The sequence below is a fragment of the Methylobacterium sp. Leaf100 genome, from assembly GCF_001422845.1.
In the GTDB taxonomy this organism is placed as follows: Bacteria; Pseudomonadota; Alphaproteobacteria; order Rhizobiales; family Beijerinckiaceae; genus Methylobacterium.
This window is the reverse complement of sequence record NZ_LMMW01000028.1, coordinates 1-16,979: the sequence shown is the minus strand read 5'-3', so window position 1 is coordinate 16,979 and position 16,979 is coordinate 1. Positions and strand designations below refer to the sequence as shown.

Here is a 16,979-nt window from a genome sequence, read left to right as displayed (position 1 = left end):
GGCCGGCTGCGCTCGCCCGACCAGCTCCGCCGGCCAAGCTACCCGTGGCGGAGCGGCCAACCGTGCACTAACTTTATCCTCGGACCACCTCGTGGGGGCCGATCATCCCCGTGGGCGCCCGGGCGATCATCAACGGCACCGACAAGGCCGACCTGATCGCAGGGTACTTCCGCGACTTCCGCGCTGCGCTGCTGGCCGCTTGCCATTCTCCGGGCGGCATCACCGTGGCGATCCCGACACCGCCGGTCACCAGTAAGCCTGTCGGCCCGCTCGTGACGCCGGCCCCGCGCAACAGCGGGATCGTGGCGAAGCCCGCGCCGGCACCGGCCCCCACCGTCCAGACCGGCAGCCTCGGCTCGTGGCTCGCCTCCCTCTTCACCAAGAAGGCGTCGTGACCATGGGTGCACGTGGTGTTCTGCGCACGCTTGAAGGCGGGCGAGTGGGGTTCCACTGCCCCGGATGTCGAAGCCTTCACGCCGTAAGCGTGGCCCCCGGCGGCTGGGGCTTCAACGGCAATCATGACCGCCCGACGCTGACCCCATCCGTCCTCGTTCGTTACGACGGCTCCGACGCGGGCGTGGACGGTGCGCCCCCTGCAGTCTGCCACTCGTTCGTGACGGACGGCCAAATTCAGTTCCTCGGCGACTGCACGCACGCGCTCGCCGGGCAGACCGTGCCGCTTACCGCAAGAGGGGACTGACCATGGAAAACTGGATGCAGGCGGCCGGGCAACTCGCCCAGGCCGGGCTCCCGTCGCTCGGCTCGCTCATCGGCAGCATCGCGGGCGGGCCCCTTGGCGGCACCATCGGCGGGGCAGTCGGGCGCGGCGCGGCGGCCGCGATCGGCGCGGCGCTGGGCGTGCCGCCGACACCCGAAGCCATCACGCAGGCCGTGGCGGCCGACCCGGCCGGCGCGCAGATGAAGCTCGCCGCCATCGAGGCCGACGCCAAGACGCAGGCGGACTACCTCGCCGACATCGCCAACGCCCGGGCCATGCAGCTCGGCCTCGTTCAGACCCAGTCCTGGGTCCAGAACATGCCGGCGATCGTCACGCTGCTCATCTTCCTGGCGTGGATCACGCTGACGGTGGCGCTCTACTTCGTCCAGGCCGAGATCCCCGAGCGGGTCTACCAGCTGCTCAGCCAGGCCTATGGCGCCTCGAACCTCGCGCTCGGCACCGCCATCGCGTTCTGGCTCGGCTCGTCGCGGTCCTCGCAGATCAAGGACAACCAGATCACGGCGTTGCTGCCAAGGAATGGGCGGCGCTGACGCATGACCCCGATGGATTTCGCCGGTCTGCTCAAGGAGTACGGAGGGTGGGGCCTGAGCGCCATCCTGATGGCCGCCCTCGTGAAGGTCTACAAGGACAAGGACGCCCTGGTCTCCAGCCACATTGAGCGCTTCATCATCGCGATCGAGGCGTCGAAGAACTCGGCCGACGGCGTGAAGGGCGCGCTGCAGGAGCTGCGCTCCCTCATCGACACGAGCGGCAAGGCCGTCGGCGACCACAGCCACCAGATCGCGATCCTCGTCGAGAAAGTGATCCACGGGTTCGGAAACACGACGGCGGCGCTCGAAGGAATCGCGCGCCGCCTCGAGCGCAGCCCGGACCGTAGCGACCGGGAGCGGACCTGATGTGGGCGCGCTTCATGTCCTGGCTCGGGCTGGCCAAGGCCGCCGAGCAAACCTCGCGCCTCGATGCCGCCATGGCGAGCAATCTGGCCGCGCAGGGCGGGCTTCAGCGGGAGAGCGCGAACACTGCCGCGTCGGCGGTGATCGCCCGACGCAAGACCGTCATCGCTCGCCGGCGCACGCGCCGGACCGCCCGCCAATTCGACGGCCAGAGGATGAACACCGGGGACGTCCGCGCCCTGGTCGACGGGATGCTGGCGACCTTCGACCCAACCCGCCGCAGGACAGAGGATGAAGGCCGGTGAAGCACACCATCTACGACGACGATCGTCCCGAGAACATCCGAAGCACGATCGGCTGGACGGTCGCGATCCTGACCATCGGCTACCTCGTGATCAACGCCTTCGTGCCGAACAACGACATCAACATCGCCGTCGACGTGCTGGTCGGCGTGATGGCGACGATGGCGCTGTTTTACTACATCGGGGCCGCGGCGCGCGCGGTCTGGACCGGCTCCCAGGCGAACACCGACTACCTCATCGTCGGGATCAGCCTATCGTGGCTCTCGCAGGACGGGCAGGCCTGGATGCGGGTCGTGGCGCGGCTCTCGCACTTCGACCCGGCTTTCCTGAACTCGGAGCTGTTCGCGCCGCTGAAGCTGCTCTCGGTGGTGGCGGCGGTCCTGCACGTGATCCCGCGCGGGGCAGCGAACGGTGTCGTGCCGACGGGCGACCGCGTCGCGGTGGGAATCGCCATGCTGGTGGCCGCCGTCCTGTCGATCGGCATCTTGGCCGTGCGACCGGACCCGCGTCCCATGATCCAGAACGCGCCGATCTGGATGAAGGACCTGTTCCAGACCGGGGAGCGGCTCGTGCCGGGGTCGTCGCCGACGTAGTCCTGGCATGCCACATGCAACGCCGGATATGCCCCTTGGCGGGGCGTCCTCATCCTCACTTCACCCGCCCGGCTTAGGCCGCGGCGGGTTTTTTGTTTGTTCGATGGCAGGCGAGTTCGCAGCTTGGCCTAGCGCCCATGTCTGTGTCTCAGTTACCATCTGCGGCGGTCATGATAACGATAACCCCAATGGGCAGTTGACTTCTATCTCAAGCCCCCCACATGCTGTTCTGCCGGATCTGCCGAGCCTGGGGTTTGTTCGGGTGGAGCCGCGCGTTCGAGAACGCGACGACGGCAATCAAATTTGGGTGCTGCCATGGATGCTCTCGATCCTAGATGGTCAAAGCGCCGCGATAGGCTTTTCGGATCGTCACGCGGACGCCCAAAATTCCCTGATTATTCATGGCTATTACTTCCGAGTCAGCCTAGCGGGCGATTCGTCGAAGAAGCCGGACGTCGAACGGCTCCGCGATCTCAGCGAGGCTTGGACCATCTGCTATCGGAAACCAAAACCAGGATGGAGACTCTTCGGTCGGCTGTACGCTCGCGGCCTATTCATTGGCACGGACATGAGAGACAGGCACGACGTTGGTACGACGAAAGCGTACACCGCCGCAGCAATAGCTGCTGTCGGAGATCTTGAGCGCCGTCTTCCTGGCATCCCTCCCTGCCAAGGAAACGAAGTGGGTGATTATTTTTTAGGTCTGGCAAGCAATGTCGACAAACCTTCCCTCTACGGAGAATGACAACAAGTATATGCGCCTCTACGCTGTAGACGTAATGAAGGCGCGGATATTTGGTTCACTTCTCGCTGCCGCTGAGCATCGAAAAAATGTAGATGGCTACCCACGGAAAAAAGTCGCCGTAATGATGGGTAGGGACGAGGGCTCAGTTAGCAAACTTTTTTCTGAGCCATCGAATATGACAATCAAGACAATAGCAGAACTTTGCTATTCGCTCCGTGTAAAGCTCGAATTCGCCCTGGTCGACGCCGACGACAGCAATAGAGTTTTCATTGACGTTGGCATGAGGTACCGCGAAGTTCATCATGAGCAACAAATTATTACTTATTCAGTCAAAGCAGCCAAACCAAAGGGACCTCCCCGCACGACATCTAATAATCTTGAAGTTCGATGCCTCATCTACGATAATGGTGGAGCAGAGATAAAAACAAAAGGGAACTATATGGAGAATTTTGTATCCCTCGTAAGCAGAAACAAGCCATGAAATTTGCCAGGGTATCTGTTGATAATGCAATCATCTGCGATGACGTACGCCGGGAGGCCGGTGGTAAAAGTTTTATAATTGGCGGCTGGGCTCTAGATTTCATCGTCCCAAGTTATCCGGCGGATCTAACTTTTGTGGTTCGATGCGAGGGAAGCGTGCATGAGTCTGGAAATATTCAGCCCAGAATAAAGGTTTTAGACGGTAACGGTGGTATTCTATACGATAGCGACAGCTCTAATAAGATGGACCCCTCACAATTCACAAAGGGGCGCTATGGTATAGATTTCCCAGTATATGTCCAAGCAACACGAAGTACCACTCTAAGTTTCTATATTAACATGGGCGATGAAGAAATACTGGCAGCACAGAGAAGAGTTGAGCTTATCGATGTTATGCTGAAAGAACGCGAGGTCGAGATTGAAAAATTAAACTCTTAATTTTGAATACAAGCCATGCAAATCTAAAATCCAAATCGGCCAGATTGTGCGCAAAGCCAAATTCGCCAGCCATCTTATTCCAGCTTCTTAGGAAAGGCCCGCCTCCGCAGCCCGCATTAGCCGCCGTCGGACCTCCGCGCTCTTCTCCTCGGCCGTCCGCTCCACGCTGTCCGTCCAGACCGTTAGGGCGATCAGGCGCAGCGTAAGTTCGTCGACGCCGAGCCCGGCCGCGAACGGCAGCAGGCGCCCGACGGCGATGTCAGCTTCATCGATCATCGGCATGGCCCTCAGCCGGCGAGCGATGGATGATCACGCGACCGGCGATCTCCGATCCCTCGACGACGGTCCAACCGAACATCTCAGCAACGCACGCCTGCCCCCACGTGACCGAGATCTGGCCATGTGCGACTTTGCGGCGACCCGGCAGCCAGATACTGCCTTCCACGTCCGCGATCTCGCCCGGCGCCCCTTCTGGTCGACGAAACGGCAGGACGTTGTCGCTCACAGTCGTTCCCCTATCTGGGCCCGGTGCCTGCACTGGCGTCCGGGCTTCTTGCTTTTCAGGCGCCAGCTGGACCCTTTGCCCGACTCCGTGCACGCTTCGCCACGCCGCGGCGTGTCAGCAGATACCAGCCCTCAGAGTAGGGGCGGATGTCCCGCAGGACCACGCCCCGCATGTAGCCAAGCATGCAAACGAGCTCGTTACGGTTCGACTTTCCGTAGCGCTCCGATACCTCAAAGGCATTGGCCATATGCTCGAGGTCGCCGTGTTCCAGCAAAACGGCGAGGCCATCACGCCATCGGATAGGGCGCTCCATACTCACACCTTCTCGGGCCGCGCGAGCAGGATCGCAGTGCGCACAGCGGCGCGCTTCAGGTGGTCCGTCGCATCCTTGTTCGCCATCGTGACGGAGGCCCACTCGTGCGCGCGTACGGCCTCGGCGAGGTCGAGGCGATACCCCTCGCCGAACAGGAACGCCGTGGTGCCCGGATCGGCCATGAAGGCGTCCACCGCAGCGACGATGTCCGCTTCGGTCACGGCCTTCGCTTTGAACAGCTCGCCGGTGGTCTGAGGTGCGTTGGCCATACTCGCCAGATAGGGCCTACCGCCCGAACAGCCAGATTAGTAGGGCGGATAGGGCGCGCATGCAGTCGCCTAGATTTTGGTCAGATCAGCGGGGGCTCCGCAAGAGCTTTCATTGACCGATTCGGCCGCAATCTGCAATACAAAGGCCAAGCACTTTTTGCGCAATTCAGGATCATGGATAGATAGAAAGCTTTTCATAAGCGAAGCGGATTGCGCTAGCTCTGTATCCAGCGTGCTTGCGTTCGGCCCAAACGCATCGATTCCAATGCCGATACTTTCCGCAATTCTTCGCATGGTAAGCTCAGATCGCAGGATATGATTCGTCATTTGCGTACCCGCTTGCAGCAGCGACAACCTCGCTTAGGTGATCACCAGATTGATACGTGACAGCCCGAACCGCGTCATCGAAGAGCACGCGCAAGCAGGCGTAAATTTCAGCTATCAAAAATCGATTTTACTATCCCATGTGATTTTGACGCCTGCAATTAATCGCTTTGGAATTGTCAAAAAGTCAATGCAAGCTCTTGGATGTAATATCAAAACCTTCCTTAGAAAGTTCTTTTCCAAGCTCAAGTAACAGCATGTCAACGAGCATTTTTAAAACGCTCGAATCCTCTTCTAGCAAAATATTCTTAAGGGATATCAGGTTGTCGACTAGGCTTTCGATGACATCGATCCGCCGGCCGGCGTCGCAATTGCCGGCGCGGGCATTCGTTATATCAACGGCCATGCCGATGCAGCGAGGGCCCTGGCCTTTCCCGTCCGCATCGACTTGTCCACGCGCAGAAACCCAACGTACGCTTCCATCAGCACACACGGTTCGGAATTGTGCCGCAAACCGTCCGAGACTGACATGCGCCTTGTGGGCGAGCTCGGCGACACGCTCTCGATCATCAGGGTGAATGCCGGTCAGAAAAACGGATAGCGGCACGCCACAAACAGCGTTCTCAGGTGCGATACCCATCAATTCGATCAGCGATCCCGAGAGGTAAACACGGTCCGCATGTAAATCATTTTCCCAGGCGCCAACGAAACCGTATGCGTTGAGAGCAGACTCAACATCCGCACTGACAGCCCTATCGCGCTTTCCATCTGACGGCATGCGTTTTCCCTCGGGGCGTGGGGTTCAAACTTCGCGTTCCTTACCATGTTCCATACCCGCGGTTGAGCGATCCGCCGCGCTTCTGGCGAAAAGTTCGCCCTGCGAAGATCCTATTAACCAAGGCGATGCAATCTGCGGCATTATCGTTGAAGAGACTGAGACCGATAGATGCGATTCGCAGCTAAAACCGGCTTCGCCATCGGCCTTGCAAGTCTAATTATTACCGAGCACGCTTTTTCGAAGTCGGGCGATCCGCCTCGATTTACTGATCCAGATCTGATTGCACTGGAAAAGCTTGGCGCACGAGCAAAAAAGGCGATGGAAGCTTTCGTTCTGCGACCTCGGCTGCCCGATTCCTACAATTTTGTATGTTCGGGCTGTATATCTGACGAAAACAAAGCGGTCTTACATCGGATCGCGAGGACACCAACTAGAACGTTGCCTGAAGAAGTGATAGTTGCAAGCTATGACACATCTCAAACTACCAAATCGAGGTATGTGTCCCTGCAAGCAAAGAGGGTCAGGCGGGCAACAGCTGCAAAGCGGCTGGCCTCGACACGGCGTCGACCTATCAAGCGAGCGGCTCAGGTTCGCTCAGATTCGTACAACACCCAGTCGTGGGATGACGAACTGCGTCGGTAACCATCACGCCGCCGGATCCCGCCGCGCGCCCTGCGCCACGATCCGCATCTCGGCATCCGGCAGCGGGCGCTGAAGCTCCAGGGCGATCTCCGTGGGGGCGGCGAGCCACGTGCTCCACTCCTCCGGCGTCGTCAGCAGCACCGGCATGGCCTTGGGATGGATCGGGCCGACGACGCCGTTCGGCTCACAGGTGAGGAACGAGAACAGGTGGTGCTCCTCCTCGATCCGGTCGGGGTTCTCGGCCTTCGTTCCACGCACGCCGGTCCAGGAGCGCCAGATACCCGCGAAGGCGAACAGAGGGCGCGCGTCGTCGAGGGCGAACCACGTCGGGGTCTTCTTCGGCTTGGTGTCGGCGTACTCGCTGAAGGATGAGACCGGGACCAGGCAGCGGAACTCGGGCTTCAGCCAAGGCCGCCAGTGCGGGCTCTTCACGTTGCGCACGTTGGTGACGGGGTGCTCGCCGAACTGCTTCGGCCCGGGGATGCCCCAGCGGAACATCTCCATCACGCGCTGACCGTCCGCGTCGACCCGCACGATCGGCGCGCGCTGGTCAGGGAAGATCCCCGGCATGGCCGGCAGGTTGCCGGTGCGATCGACCGTGACGCCGAAGGATTCCCTAATCTCCGCCTGCGACGTCACCAGGCTGTAGAGGTTGCACATCCGCTCATGTCCTCGACGGCAGGCCGCCTTTCGCCGCGGTCCCGGTGGTGTCGAGCTTGGCCCGGCAGCCGACGCTATAGACGTTTGGCTGGCGGCTCCCGACCTCGCGCTGGTAGCGGCAGGTTTGCGTGAGCCTGAGGTAGACGTCCAGCACCGAAGCGTGATCCCCGAACCGCTGCCGCAGGCCGTCGATGCGATAGACGCCGCGGCGGTCGCACGGTCCGCAGGTGATGACGAGGCGCTCGGCCCGGACATCGCAGAGGCGCTCCATCTCAAGCGCGCTTGGTTCGCGTACCAGCCCGGACGAAGCCGCGGGAGACGAGCCGCTCAGTCGTGGCAAGCCGGTCTTCGAGGGCGAGGAGGTCTTCGGCCGCGTCGCGCAGTGCCTGACCGACATCGCCGCCGGCCGCCTCCTCGTAGGCAAGGGCGATGACCTCGGCTTGGCTCATCGACGCCATCTCGGCGATCTGTGCGGCGGTCATCGGCAGGCTCCTCCTAAGAACAAAGAAGGAACATACGGTCCCGGTTCTGCGGTCAATTGCGGCGTCGCTGCCCTGTGCGGACTGGGGATAACTCGAAACGAATCATTGCCGCGGGAGCGTCACGCTCTGATTCGCGGAGACCTTCCAACCAGGGATCGAAAAGGGGACGGCGGCGACCGAAGCTGCCTCAGAGAGGTGCGGGGGCGGCAGGAAATAACCCTTATCCACCAGAGTGGGCAATCATCCCGCACTTCGTTCTAACACACTCTATTTGTTTATCTATTCCACATCTGCCGGGCCCACCACCTTCGTCAGGAGAACCGCAAGGGATCATGTGCCTTCCGGTTCAACCAATGCCTCGAACTTTCGTCCTAGTCGCCGTACCGAAGCGCCTCCACGAGCGCGGCGAGGGCCGGTGTGAGGGGGGGGCGGCTGGCGTGATAGAGGTGATAGCCGGAGAACGGCTCGCACCACGGTGCGAGCACCGGCACCAGGCGTCCCGTCGCGACATGCCCCTGCACCTGATCCTGGGGCAGGTATGCGATGCCAAAACCGTCCAACGCCGCTTCGAGGATCAGCGTGACCGAGTTGAAGACGAGTTGCCCCTCCACCCGCACATGCAGGGTGCGCCCCTCGTTCTCGAACTCCCAGGCGTAGAGCGCCCCCAGGGTCGGCAGCCGTAGGTTGATGCAGGCGTGGTCGGTGAGGTCCTCCGGCCGGCGCGGGGGCGGACGCGTGGCGAAGTAGGCCGGTGCGCCGACCGCGGCCATGCGCATGTCGGGCCCGATCCGGACCGCGGTCATGTCCCGGGCCACCATCCCGCCGAGCCGGATGCCGGCATCGAACCCTTCGGCGACGATGTCGGTCAGGCCGTAGTCGATGCTCGTCTCGACCTTGATGTCGGGGTAGGCCGGCAGGAGACGCCGGAGGGCCGGCCAGAGGACCGTCTTGGCCGCATGCTCGTCGGCGGTGATGCGCAGCGTCCCCGCAGGCCGGCCGCGCATCTCGGCCAAGGCGACGAGTCCGGCTTCGATTTCGTCGAAGCGCGGCCCGACGGCCTTCAGGAGGCGCTCGCCGGCCTCCGTCGCCGACACGCTGCGGGTCGTCCGGGCCAGCAACCGGATGCCGAGACGTGTCTCGAGGGCACGCACGGTCTGACTGAGCGCCGGCTGCGAAACCCCCAGCTGCGCCGCCGCTTTCGTGAAGCTGCCCAGGCGGGCCACCGCGAGGAAGGCGGTGAGGTCGTTCAGGCTTTCCCGCAGCATCCATAAGCCTCGCTCATGACCCCATGTCGGTACGAGCCCCTAATCCGATCCGATCCCGGGGGCTAGTTACGCACACGCCCCGGCTCGGCGTGCTCGCAGCGCATCGGGCCGTCATTCTCGCTGGAGCATGGTTCATGGAGATCAAGCGCGTCGGCTCGCAGCCGTCGGCCAAGGGGCCGGACGCCTGGTTCAGCGGCACCGTCCGCATCGACCCGCTGTTCGGCGCGACGGAGCCGGCCCGCGCGAGCGGTGCTCTGGTGACCTTCGAGCCCGGCGCCCGCACGGCGTGGCACACTCATCCACTCGGCCAGACGCTCATCGTCACGGCGGGTTGCGGGCGGGTCCAGCGCGACGGCGGTCCCATCGAAGACGTCCGCCCCGGCGACGTGGTCTGGTTCCCACCGGGTGAAAAGCACTGGCACGGTGCCGGGCCGACCACCGCCATGAGCCACATGGCCATCCAGGAGGCGCTGAACGGCGGCGCCGTCGATTGGATGGAGAAGGTCTCCGACCGACAATACGGAGCCTGACACCGGCGACGCGGACCCTGCCGGAGCTCTCGCGGGCCCGACCCGGGGCGGGGCTGCGCGCGCATGAATCACAGGCGAGCACAAATCACAGGGAAGGGGCGGGATGCCCATGAATCCGAAGGAAGTCTGCATCGAACGTGGATCGCTCGCCCCAGAGACGGGGGTCGGGGCGTCGCGCGGATGGGGTGCGGTGCTCGCCATGACCCTCTGCTCCACGACGCTCGTGGCCTCGGAGTTCATGCCCGTCAGCCTGCTGACGCCCATCGCCTCCGACCTCAACATCACCGAGGGGCACGCGGGGCAGGCCATCGCCGTCTCGGGGCTCTTCGCGCTCCTGACGAGCCTCGTCATCGCGTCCGCCACGCGCGGCATCGACCGCCGTACCGTCCTGGTGGCCCTGACGATCCTGATGATGGGATCGGGGCTGATGGTGGCCCTCGCCCCGAACGCAGCGGTGTTCATGGCCGGACGCGCTCTGGTGGGGGTGGTCATCGGCGGGTTCTGGTCGATGTCCGCCGCCATCGTCATGCGCCTGGTCCCGGCGGAGCAGGTTCCCCGGGGCCTCGGGATGTTGAACGGCGGCAACGCGTTGGCCACCACGGTGGCCGCGCCCCTGGGCAGCTTCCTCGGACACTACATCGGCTGGCGCGGGGCGTTCTTCCTCGTCGTGCCGCTCGGGGCGTTGACGCTCGCCTGGTTCCTCGCGAGCCTTCCGGCGATGCCGTCCGCGCGCACGGCCGGTGGTGGCACGGTGTTCCGGGTCCTTCGGCGCCGCCAAGTCCCCCTCGGAATGCTCGCCATCTCGCTGTTCTTCCTCGGGCAGTTCGCCCTCTACACCTACCTGCGGCCGTTCCTCGAGACGGTGACGAAACTCGACGTCCCGACTTTGTCCCTGATCCTGATGCTCATCGGCGGAGCCGGCGTGCTCGGAACCTACCTCATCGGCTTCCTCCTCCGGTCGCGGCTCCACAGCCTCCTGGTCGCGATGCCCCTCGGGATGGCGGCCATTGCGGTCTTGCTCATGGCGTTGGGCGGCACACCCGTCGCGGTGGCGCTGCTGCTGGCCGCCTGGGGGCTGATCGGCACGGCGGCGCCCGTCGCCTGGTGGACGTGGCTGAGCCGGGTCTTGCCCGACGAAGCCGAGGCCGGTGGCGGGCTCATGGTCGCAGTCGTCCAGCTCGCCATCGCGCTCGGCGCCACCCTGGGCGGCCTTGCCTACGACGCGAGCGGCTACCGCAGCACCTTCGCGGTCAGCGCGGTCGCCCTCGTCGCGTGCGCGGTCGTCGCCATCATGGCTTCGCGGCAGACCTCGCGAGCGTGATCACGATCCCGCCAGCCACATTCCCCGTCCCGGTGACCGATCAAGGACACGATCCATGAAGCACGCACGACACGCCGCGACATCACTGGCGGCGGCAATGGTCCTCGTCCTCGGTGGCGTTGCCGGGCTCCACGGCGAACCGGCCCCGGAGCGGGGCTCCTCCGCATCCCCCGGCAGAAAGACGCCCGCGATGGAAAGTATCCGAATCCGGCTCGCCGGCGAAACCGTCACCGCGACCCTGGAATCCGGCGAGGCCGCCCGGGCCTTCCGGGCGCTCCTGCCCCTCACTCTCAACCTGACCGACTACAACGCCACCGAAAAGATCGGCGACCTGCCCGGGAAGCTCTCGATCCAGGGCGAGCCCGCCGGCATCGACCCGGAGCCGGGCGACATCACCTACTACGCACCCTGGGGCAATCTCGCGATCTTCTACAAGGATTTCGGGTACTCGCGCGGGCTCGTCCGCCTGGGTCGGCTGAGCCGCATCCCCGACGCGTTCCGCCAGCCCGGACCGATCACGGTGACCATCGAGCCGGCCCCATGACAACGCAGCGTCCGAGATTGCGAAGCCTCGCCCGGGCATTCCCGATCCTGGCCTGCCTGACGGGGACGGCCGGCGGCACCTTGGCCCACGCGGCACCCGGCGCGCTCGCCTACGACCTGCGGACCCATGGGCCGGTCCCCATCCCACCGGGGGAACGAGACCTTCAGACCGTGGTCGCGCAGCCCTGGTTCAAGGTCTCGGACGAAGGGGTTCCCCTGGAAGGACCGTCCTTCGACCGGGCGGGCGACCTGCTGTTCACCGATGCCGGCACCGGCCGCGTTCTCCGCCTCACGCCGGACAGGCGCCTCTCCACAATCGTGCCCGCGAATGCCCTGAACCTCGGTGGGCTCGCGATCCACAAGGACGGGCGCATCTTCGCCGCCGGCACCGGCGGCTTCCGGCATGGCTCCATCGTCTCGGTGCGGGCGGACGGTTCGGATCTGCGAACCATCGTCCCCGCCGAGGCGGGGTACGTGGTCAACGACCTCGTCTTCGACGCGCAGGGCGGCTTCTACTTCACCGACTTCCGGGGCACCTCCACCGACCCGAAGGGCGGTGCCTACTACGTCGCGCCCGACCTCACGACCGTCACGCCGGTCCTGCCGAACCTCGCGCTGGCCAACGGTGTCGCGCTCAGTCCGGACGGCAAGACCCTGTGGGTCACCGAGTTCGGTCGCAACCTCCTGCACAGGGTCGACCTCGCCGACGCGACCACGCCGACGCCGCTCGGCACGACGGTGGCCTACCACTTCACCGGTCCGGCGCCCGACTCGATGCGGGCCGATGCCGACGGAAACCTCTACGTCGCCCTGTACGGCCAGGGCCGCGTGCTCGTGTTCAACCGCAACGGCATCCCCATCGGGCAGGTCCTGCTGCCGGGTCGGGACGAGGGCCACAACCTCCGGTCCACCAGCATGGCGTTGCGGCCCGGCACCGGAGACCTGCTCATCGTCGCCAACGACGGCTCAGGCGGCCGGGGCTCCACGATCTTCGAAGCGCACGCCTTCGCGAAGGCACTGCGCCTCTTCTCGCACCAGTAACGCCCGGCCCAGCTCCGGACAGCGAAAGTCTCGTCATGACACGCATCGATTCGATGCCCCGATCCGCCCCACCCGCCGGGCAGGGCGGCCGCGGGGCGATCTGGACCCGGCGCGCCGTCGCAACACTCCTCTTCCTCGTCGGCCTCGGGCTCGCCACCGGCGGAACGGCGCTCGCCTGGTACGGCGGCTCGCCCTACTACCTCCTGACCGGCTTGGCCGTCGTGGCGAGCGGCACCCTGATCTGGCGGCGCGACGAACGTGGCCTTGCGCTCTACGTCGCGGTGCTGGCCGCGACGACGGCGTGGGCGATCTGGGAAGTCGGCTTCGACGCCTGGCAGTTGCTTCCGCGCCTGCTGGCTCCCTTCGTCCTCGGCTTCGCTCTGCTGCTCCCGCCGGTCTTCCGGATCGGTCGGCACGCCTCTCCCGCACGTGCCGCGGCAGGGCCGGCCGTCACCGGCATCATGGCGGCGGCCCTCTTCGTCGGCGGCCTGCTGCATGCGGCCGGCCCCGGCGCGCCGGCCGAGCCCATCCTGCGCCGCGGTATGGCCGACGGCGTTCCGAGTCCCCTGGCGCAGCCGCTCGCGCGGGTGACGCACGAGGATTGGCCGGCCTTCGGCAACGACCAGGGCGGTACGCGCTTCAGCCCGCTCGCCGACCTCACTCCGGCGAATGTCGGCCAGCTCGCGGTGGCGTGGGAGGCCGAGACCGGCCCCGACACGCCCGGCCCGGCGACTGCCCTCGAGGCGACGCCCATCATGGTCGGCGACGCCCTCTACCTCTGCGACGGCCACAACCGCGTCTTCGCCCTGGAAGCCGAGACCGGGCGCGAGCGCTGGCGCCACGACCTCTCCTACGGCGTGCCGCCCTCCGGCAAGCCGTGCCGGGGCGTCGCCCATTATCGCGTGCCGGATGCGACCGGCCTTTGTGCCGCCCGCATCATCGCAGCCAGCCAGACACCGGAGCTGATCGCCCTCGACGCCGGGACCGGCGCGCCCTGCACCGACTTCGGCAAAGCCGGCCGCGTCGACCTGCGCGAAGGCCTCAGCGCGTATCCGGAAGGCCAGTACTACGTCAGTTCGGCCCCGCAGATCATCCGCGGGAAGGCGGTCGTCGGAGGCGGCATTCCCGACGGCCAGTTCTGGGGCGGCCCCTCCGGCGTGATTCGCGCCTTCGATGCGCGCACCGGCGAACTCGCCTGGGCCTTCGATGCTGGCCAGCCCGACCGGGCCGGCCCACCGCCGCCGGGGGAGACCTACACCCCGTCCTCTCCCAACAGCTGGGCGCCCATCAGTGCCGACGAAGCGCTGGGGCTGGTCTACCTTCCGATGGGCAATGCCACGCCGGACAATTTCGGCGGCCAGCGACGTCCGTTCGACGAGGCGGTCTCCAGCGCCGTCATCGCCCTCGACGCCGAGACGGGCCGCCTGCGCTGGCGCTTCCAGGCGACGCACCACGACATCTGGGACTACGACACCCCCTCGCAACCGACCCTGCTCGACATGCCGACGGCGAACGGGATTCGGCCGGCCCTGATCCAGCCGACGAAGCGCGGCGAGATCTTCGTGCTCGACCGCGAGACCGGCCAGCCGATCAAGCCCGTCACCGAAGTGTCGGCGCCGCAGGACGGCACCGCCGCCGGCGAACGCCTGGCGCCGACCCAGCCCGCCTCGCTCGATCTACCGGCCCTGCGCGGCGCGACCCTGCGCGAGTCCGACATGTGGGGCGCCACGCCCATCGACCAGATGGTCTGCCGCATCCTGTTCCGCCGGTCGCGCTACGAAGGGCACCTGACCCCGATCACCCTGGACAAGCCGGTCCTCATCGATCCGGGCTCGGTGGGCGGTGTGAACTGGGGCAGCGCCTCCGTCGATATCGACCGCGGGATCATGGTGGCGAACTGGATGCGGTTTCCCGACCGGGTCGAGCTCCTCACCCGCGCCGAGGCGGAGCGGCGCAAGCTCAAGCTCGCCGACGGGAAAGGCCCCGGCGGCGACGCCGACCGGCCGATGCTGAACACGCCCTACGGCGCCTTTGGCGGCCTGTTCATGTCCCCCCTCGGCATTCCCTGCACGGCGCCGCCCTGGGGGTTGATCGCGGCCGTCGACCTGTCGAGCGGCCGCCTGCTGTGGTCGAAGCCCCTCGGGACCGCGCGCGACACCGGCCCCTTCGGCATCCCGTCGATGCTGCCGCTGACCGTTGGGACCCCGGTCTCGGGTGGCTCGGTGGTCACGCGTGGCGGCCTGGTCTTCGTCGGCGCGAGCATGGACCGGACCTTCCGGGCGCTCGACGCGGCAACGGGCCGCGAACTCTGGCAGGCCCGGCTTCCCGGGGGCGGCAACGCCACGCCGATGACCTACCGCAGCCCGGTGAGCGGGCGCCAGTTCGTGGTGGTGGCGGCCGGTGGTAAGCCGCCGCTGGCGATCAGCCTCGGGACCAAGCTGGTCGCCTACGCGCTGCCGCGTTGAGCCTCGTCCTCCTGAAACCCGCCGACGATCCGACCTGGAGTGACCGATGACGCAGACGCATGATTTGACCGGCAAAATCGCCTTCGTCACGGGCGCGACGAGCGGCATCGGCCGCGCCACCGCCCTGGCGTTCGCCCGAGCCGGTGCCGGTGCCGCCGTCGCGGTCGCCGACATCTCCGAGGACGGTGTCCGGGAACCCGAGGAGATCGCGGCTGCCGTGCTCTCCCTTTGCTCGGATCTGGCGGCCTTCGTCGTCGGGCATGCCATGGTGGTCGATGGCGGTCAGACGGTGGGCTGACGTCCACCGCCCGCCCCGCGCTGGCGCAGCGCCTCCACCAGCACCGTGAAGGCGGGGGCGGGCTGACGGCGGCTCGGATAGTAGAGGTGGTACCCCGGGAAGGGCTCGCACCACCCCTCCAGCACCCGGACCAGCCGCCCCTCGGCCAGGTCCCGCTCGACGTGCTCCTCCGGCAGGTAGGCCAACCCGAGCCCGGCGAGCGCGCCTTCCCGGATCAGGCGCAGGCTGGTGAACACGAGCCGGCCTTCAACGCGCACGTCGAGAGCCTCGCCCTTGCGCTCGAATTCCCAGGGGTAGAACCCGCCGCGCGTCGGCCGGCGCAGGTTGATGCACAGGTGTGCCGTGAGGTCCGCCGGATGCCTGGGCTTCCGTCGGCCGGCGAAGTAGCCCGGTGCCCCGACCACGGCCATGCGCATGTCCGGCCCGATCCGCACCGCGACCATGTCCTTCTCGACGTGTTCGCCGATGCGTATGCCCGCATCGAAGCGCTCGGCCACGATATCGATGAGGGCCTGCTCCGTGACGACCTCGACCGTGATGTCGGGGTAACTCGGGAGCAGGCGCGTCAGGACAGGCCACAGAACCGTCGCCGCCGCGTCCTCGCTCGCCGTGATGCGAACGGTGCCGGCCGGCTTGTCCCGCAACTCGGTCAGGGCGGCGAGCTCGACCTGGATCTGCTCGAATTGCGGCCCCACGCTCCGCAACAGACGCTGCCCCGCCTCGGTCGGCGAGACCGCCCGGGTGGAGCGATTCAGCAGCTGCACACCCAGTCGTGCCTCGAGTCCCTTCAGGGCATGGCTCAGGGCCGATTGCGTGATGCCCAGGCGTACCGCGGCGCGGGTGAAGCTGCCCTCCTGCGACACCGTCACGAAGGACAGCAGGTCGGTCAGGTCCGCACGCGCCATCGATGGTCTCCGCGTCGCATGTCCGATGAGCCGGAGAGGCGCCGGGGTGGCGGAACGGCCGAATCCATAAGCTCTGCTCATGACCCTATGTCGATGGACGGCACTAATCAACGAGGTCGGAAACCCTACCTTGGATTTGATCAAATGTGCCCGCTCGCCCTGGGCATCCCACCCTCGATGGGCGGCCGTCGCGCCGTCCCCCTGCAGCCCGTTCGGAGACCGAGATGGGAAGTCCTTCAGATTACGCGTTGAACCGGAGAGATCTGATGGCGGGCGCATCCGCCACGGCGGCCCTGGTGGCCGTGCCCTCTACGGCGGGCGCCGCACCCGCCGGGACCGACAATCCGGTGCTGGCGAAGGTGTCGCTGACGGTGAACGGCCAGCGCCGGGACCTCGAACTCGACACCCGCACCTCGCTCCTCGACGCGGCGCGCGAGCACCTGCACCT

Annotated in this window: 24 protein-coding genes and 1 pseudogene; 16 read left to right on the top strand and 9 right to left on the bottom strand. The window is 65.8% G+C overall.

The window, feature by feature from the left end; all coding sequences use genetic code 11:
- Nucleotides 1-110 precede the first annotated feature (110 nt).
- The 9 genes from ASF25_RS14470 (at nt 111) to ASF25_RS22780 (ending at nt 4,190) form a co-directional block, all read left to right on the top strand.
- Nucleotides 111-395, top strand: a complete 285-nt coding sequence (locus ASF25_RS14470) for a hypothetical protein (RefSeq protein WP_056305421.1) — start codon at nt 111-113, stop codon at nt 393-395.
- Between the two features lie 2 nt (nt 396-397).
- Nucleotides 398-700: a DUF6527 family protein gene (locus tag ASF25_RS23660; protein ID WP_056305419.1), complete on the top strand. Its 303-nt coding sequence runs from the start codon at nt 398-400 to the stop codon at nt 698-700.
- 2 nt (nt 701-702) lie between these two features.
- Nucleotides 703-1,269: a hypothetical protein gene (locus ASF25_RS14460; protein WP_082502744.1), complete on the top strand. Its 567-nt coding sequence runs from the start codon at nt 703-705 to the stop codon at nt 1,267-1,269.
- Between the two features lie 3 nt (nt 1,270-1,272).
- Nucleotides 1,273-1,635, top strand: coding sequence for a hypothetical protein (locus tag ASF25_RS14455; RefSeq protein ID WP_056305415.1), 363 nt, complete (start codon nt 1,273-1,275; stop codon nt 1,633-1,635).
- Nucleotides 1,635-1,937: a hypothetical protein gene (locus ASF25_RS14450; protein WP_056305413.1), complete on the top strand. Its 303-nt coding sequence runs from the start codon at nt 1,635-1,637 to the stop codon at nt 1,935-1,937. The genes ASF25_RS14455 and ASF25_RS14450 overlap by 1 nt, the downstream gene beginning before the upstream one ends.
- A complete protein-coding gene (locus ASF25_RS14445) occupies nt 1,934-2,527 on the top strand; it encodes a hypothetical protein (protein ID WP_056305411.1) in 594 nt (197 codons plus the stop codon). The genes ASF25_RS14450 and ASF25_RS14445 overlap by 4 nt, the downstream gene beginning before the upstream one ends.
- A 103-nt stretch (nt 2,528-2,630) precedes the next feature.
- Complete coding sequence (locus ASF25_RS22790) at nt 2,631-3,272, top strand: hypothetical protein (RefSeq protein WP_162239267.1); 642 nt, start codon at nt 2,631-2,633, stop codon at nt 3,270-3,272.
- A gap of 10 nt (nt 3,273-3,282) precedes the next feature.
- Nucleotides 3,283-3,753, top strand: coding sequence for a hypothetical protein (locus ASF25_RS22785; protein ID WP_156368992.1), 471 nt, complete (start codon nt 3,283-3,285; stop codon nt 3,751-3,753).
- On the top strand, nt 3,750-4,190 hold the full coding sequence (locus ASF25_RS22780) for a hypothetical protein (RefSeq protein ID WP_156368991.1): 441 nt from the start codon (nt 3,750-3,752) through the stop codon (nt 4,188-4,190). Before ASF25_RS22785 ends, ASF25_RS22780 begins: the two co-directional genes overlap by 4 nt.
- A gap of 87 nt (nt 4,191-4,277) precedes the next feature.
- On the opposite strand, the gene ASF25_RS14440 is transcribed toward ASF25_RS22780, so the two are convergent.
- The 8 genes from ASF25_RS14440 to ASF25_RS14410 all read right to left on the bottom strand — a co-directional run bounded on the left by ASF25_RS14440 (nt 4,278) and on the right by ASF25_RS14410 (nt 9,428).
- The gene (locus ASF25_RS14440) at nt 4,278-4,466 is read right to left on the bottom strand and encodes a hypothetical protein (protein WP_156368990.1); all 189 of its coding nucleotides are present in this window, start codon (nt 4,464-4,466) and stop codon (nt 4,278-4,280) included.
- Nucleotides 4,456-4,695 carry a hypothetical protein gene (locus ASF25_RS22775; RefSeq protein WP_156368989.1) on the bottom strand — a complete coding sequence of 80 codons (240 nt, stop codon included), beginning with the start codon at nt 4,693-4,695 and terminating at the stop codon, nt 4,456-4,458. Before ASF25_RS22775 ends, ASF25_RS14440 begins: the two co-directional genes overlap by 11 nt.
- Nucleotides 4,696-5,010: 315 nt before the next feature.
- Complete coding sequence (locus ASF25_RS14430; protein ID WP_056305405.1) at nt 5,011-5,277, bottom strand: hypothetical protein; 267 nt, start codon at nt 5,275-5,277, stop codon at nt 5,011-5,013.
- 511 nt (nt 5,278-5,788) lie between these two features.
- Nucleotides 5,789-6,379: a PAS domain-containing protein gene (locus tag ASF25_RS22025; protein WP_082502742.1), complete on the bottom strand. Its 591-nt coding sequence runs from the start codon at nt 6,377-6,379 to the stop codon at nt 5,789-5,791.
- A gap of 645 nt (nt 6,380-7,024) precedes the next feature.
- Nucleotides 7,025-7,681: an SOS response-associated peptidase gene (locus ASF25_RS14425; RefSeq protein ID WP_056305403.1), complete on the bottom strand. Its 657-nt coding sequence runs from the start codon at nt 7,679-7,681 to the stop codon at nt 7,025-7,027.
- A gap of 4 nt (nt 7,682-7,685) precedes the next feature.
- Entirely contained in the window at nt 7,686-7,952 is a 267-nt protein-coding gene (locus ASF25_RS14420; RefSeq protein WP_056305401.1) for a hypothetical protein, read from the bottom strand.
- A gap of 1 nt (nt 7,953) precedes the next feature.
- Nucleotides 7,954-8,163 (bottom strand): hypothetical protein, encoded by a 210-nt coding sequence (locus ASF25_RS14415; protein WP_056305400.1) that lies wholly within the window; start codon nt 8,161-8,163, stop codon nt 7,954-7,956.
- 371 nt (nt 8,164-8,534) lie between these two features.
- Nucleotides 8,535-9,428 carry a LysR family transcriptional regulator gene (locus ASF25_RS14410; protein ID WP_056305398.1) on the bottom strand — a complete coding sequence of 298 codons (894 nt, stop codon included), beginning with the start codon at nt 9,426-9,428 and terminating at the stop codon, nt 8,535-8,537.
- A 134-nt stretch (nt 9,429-9,562) separates the two neighbouring features.
- Between ASF25_RS14410 and ASF25_RS14405 the strand changes: the two genes are divergently transcribed.
- The 6 genes from ASF25_RS14405 (at nt 9,563) to ASF25_RS14380 (ending at nt 15,626) form a co-directional block, all read left to right on the top strand.
- Nucleotides 9,563-9,958: a cupin domain-containing protein gene (locus ASF25_RS14405; protein ID WP_056266273.1), complete on the top strand. Its 396-nt coding sequence runs from the start codon at nt 9,563-9,565 to the stop codon at nt 9,956-9,958.
- 109 nt (nt 9,959-10,067) lie between these two features.
- A complete protein-coding gene (locus tag ASF25_RS14400) occupies nt 10,068-11,279 on the top strand; it encodes an MFS transporter (RefSeq protein ID WP_056266285.1) in 1,212 nt (403 codons plus the stop codon).
- Between the two features lie 190 nt (nt 11,280-11,469).
- Nucleotides 11,470-11,823 (top strand): cyclophilin-like fold protein, encoded by a 354-nt coding sequence (locus ASF25_RS14395; RefSeq protein WP_056266283.1) that lies wholly within the window; start codon nt 11,470-11,472, stop codon nt 11,821-11,823.
- Complete coding sequence (locus ASF25_RS14390) at nt 11,820-12,863, top strand: SMP-30/gluconolactonase/LRE family protein (protein ID WP_082502740.1); 1,044 nt, start codon at nt 11,820-11,822, stop codon at nt 12,861-12,863. Before ASF25_RS14395 ends, ASF25_RS14390 begins: the two co-directional genes overlap by 4 nt.
- 35 nt (nt 12,864-12,898) lie before the next feature.
- Nucleotides 12,899-15,328, top strand: a complete 2,430-nt coding sequence (locus tag ASF25_RS14385) for a membrane-bound PQQ-dependent dehydrogenase, glucose/quinate/shikimate family (protein ID WP_082502738.1) — start codon at nt 12,899-12,901, stop codon at nt 15,326-15,328.
- A 46-nt stretch (nt 15,329-15,374) separates the two neighbouring features.
- Nucleotides 15,375-15,626 (top strand): SDR family oxidoreductase, encoded by a 252-nt coding sequence (locus tag ASF25_RS14380; RefSeq protein ID WP_056305396.1) that lies wholly within the window; start codon nt 15,375-15,377, stop codon nt 15,624-15,626.
- Here ASF25_RS14380 and ASF25_RS14375 read toward each other — a convergent pair.
- Entirely contained in the window at nt 15,611-16,531 is a 921-nt protein-coding gene (locus ASF25_RS14375) for a LysR family transcriptional regulator (RefSeq protein WP_056266262.1), read from the bottom strand. The two genes, ASF25_RS14380 and ASF25_RS14375, sit on opposite strands and share 16 nt — an antisense overlap.
- A gap of 266 nt (nt 16,532-16,797) precedes the next feature.
- Between ASF25_RS14375 and ASF25_RS14370 the strand changes: the two are divergent.
- Nucleotides 16,798-16,979 (top strand): annotated as a pseudogene (locus tag ASF25_RS14370) (aldehyde dehydrogenase iron-sulfur subunit); the annotation flags it as partial.

Excerpts from the sequence above, each read along its gene's own strand:
- ASF25_RS23660 (WP_056305419.1), top strand. The coding sequence starts at position 398 with ATGGGTGCACGTGGTGTTCTGCGCACGCTTGAAGGCGGGCGAGTGGGG.
- ASF25_RS14460 (WP_082502744.1), top strand. The coding sequence starts at position 703 with ATGGAAAACTGGATGCAGGCGGCCGGGCAACTCGCCCAGGCCGGGCTC.
- ASF25_RS14455 (WP_056305415.1), top strand. The coding sequence starts at position 1,273 with ATGACCCCGATGGATTTCGCCGGTCTGCTCAAGGAGTACGGAGGGTGG.
- ASF25_RS14450 (WP_056305413.1), top strand. The coding sequence starts at position 1,635 with ATGTGGGCGCGCTTCATGTCCTGGCTCGGGCTGGCCAAGGCCGCCGAG.
- ASF25_RS22790 (WP_162239267.1), top strand. The coding sequence starts at position 2,631 with ATGGCAGGCGAGTTCGCAGCTTGGCCTAGCGCCCATGTCTGTGTCTCA.
- ASF25_RS22785 (WP_156368992.1), top strand. The coding sequence starts at position 3,283 with ATGCGCCTCTACGCTGTAGACGTAATGAAGGCGCGGATATTTGGTTCA.
- ASF25_RS22780 (WP_156368991.1), top strand. The coding sequence starts at position 3,750 with ATGAAATTTGCCAGGGTATCTGTTGATAATGCAATCATCTGCGATGAC.
- ASF25_RS14440 (WP_156368990.1), bottom strand. The coding sequence starts at position 4,466 with ATGATCGATGAAGCTGACATCGCCGTCGGGCGCCTGCTGCCGTTCGCG.
- ASF25_RS14430 (WP_056305405.1), bottom strand. The coding sequence starts at position 5,277 with ATGGCCAACGCACCTCAGACCACCGGCGAGCTGTTCAAAGCGAAGGCC.
- ASF25_RS22025 (WP_082502742.1), bottom strand. The coding sequence starts at position 6,379 with ATGCCGTCAGATGGAAAGCGCGATAGGGCTGTCAGTGCGGATGTTGAG.
- ASF25_RS14425 (WP_056305403.1), bottom strand. The coding sequence starts at position 7,681 with ATGTGCAACCTCTACAGCCTGGTGACGTCGCAGGCGGAGATTAGGGAA.
- ASF25_RS14420 (WP_056305401.1), bottom strand. The coding sequence starts at position 7,952 with ATGGAGCGCCTCTGCGATGTCCGGGCCGAGCGCCTCGTCATCACCTGC.
- ASF25_RS14415 (WP_056305400.1), bottom strand. The coding sequence starts at position 8,163 with ATGACCGCCGCACAGATCGCCGAGATGGCGTCGATGAGCCAAGCCGAG.
- ASF25_RS14410 (WP_056305398.1), bottom strand. The coding sequence starts at position 9,428 with ATGCTGCGGGAAAGCCTGAACGACCTCACCGCCTTCCTCGCGGTGGCC.
- ASF25_RS14405 (WP_056266273.1), top strand. The coding sequence starts at position 9,563 with ATGGAGATCAAGCGCGTCGGCTCGCAGCCGTCGGCCAAGGGGCCGGAC.
- ASF25_RS14400 (WP_056266285.1), top strand. The coding sequence starts at position 10,068 with ATGAATCCGAAGGAAGTCTGCATCGAACGTGGATCGCTCGCCCCAGAG.
- ASF25_RS14395 (WP_056266283.1), top strand. The coding sequence starts at position 11,470 with ATGGAAAGTATCCGAATCCGGCTCGCCGGCGAAACCGTCACCGCGACC.
- ASF25_RS14390 (WP_082502740.1), top strand. The coding sequence starts at position 11,820 with ATGACAACGCAGCGTCCGAGATTGCGAAGCCTCGCCCGGGCATTCCCG.
- ASF25_RS14385 (WP_082502738.1), top strand. The coding sequence starts at position 12,899 with ATGACACGCATCGATTCGATGCCCCGATCCGCCCCACCCGCCGGGCAG.
- ASF25_RS14380 (WP_056305396.1), top strand. The coding sequence starts at position 15,375 with ATGACGCAGACGCATGATTTGACCGGCAAAATCGCCTTCGTCACGGGC.
- ASF25_RS14375 (WP_056266262.1), bottom strand. The coding sequence starts at position 16,531 with ATGGCGCGTGCGGACCTGACCGACCTGCTGTCCTTCGTGACGGTGTCG.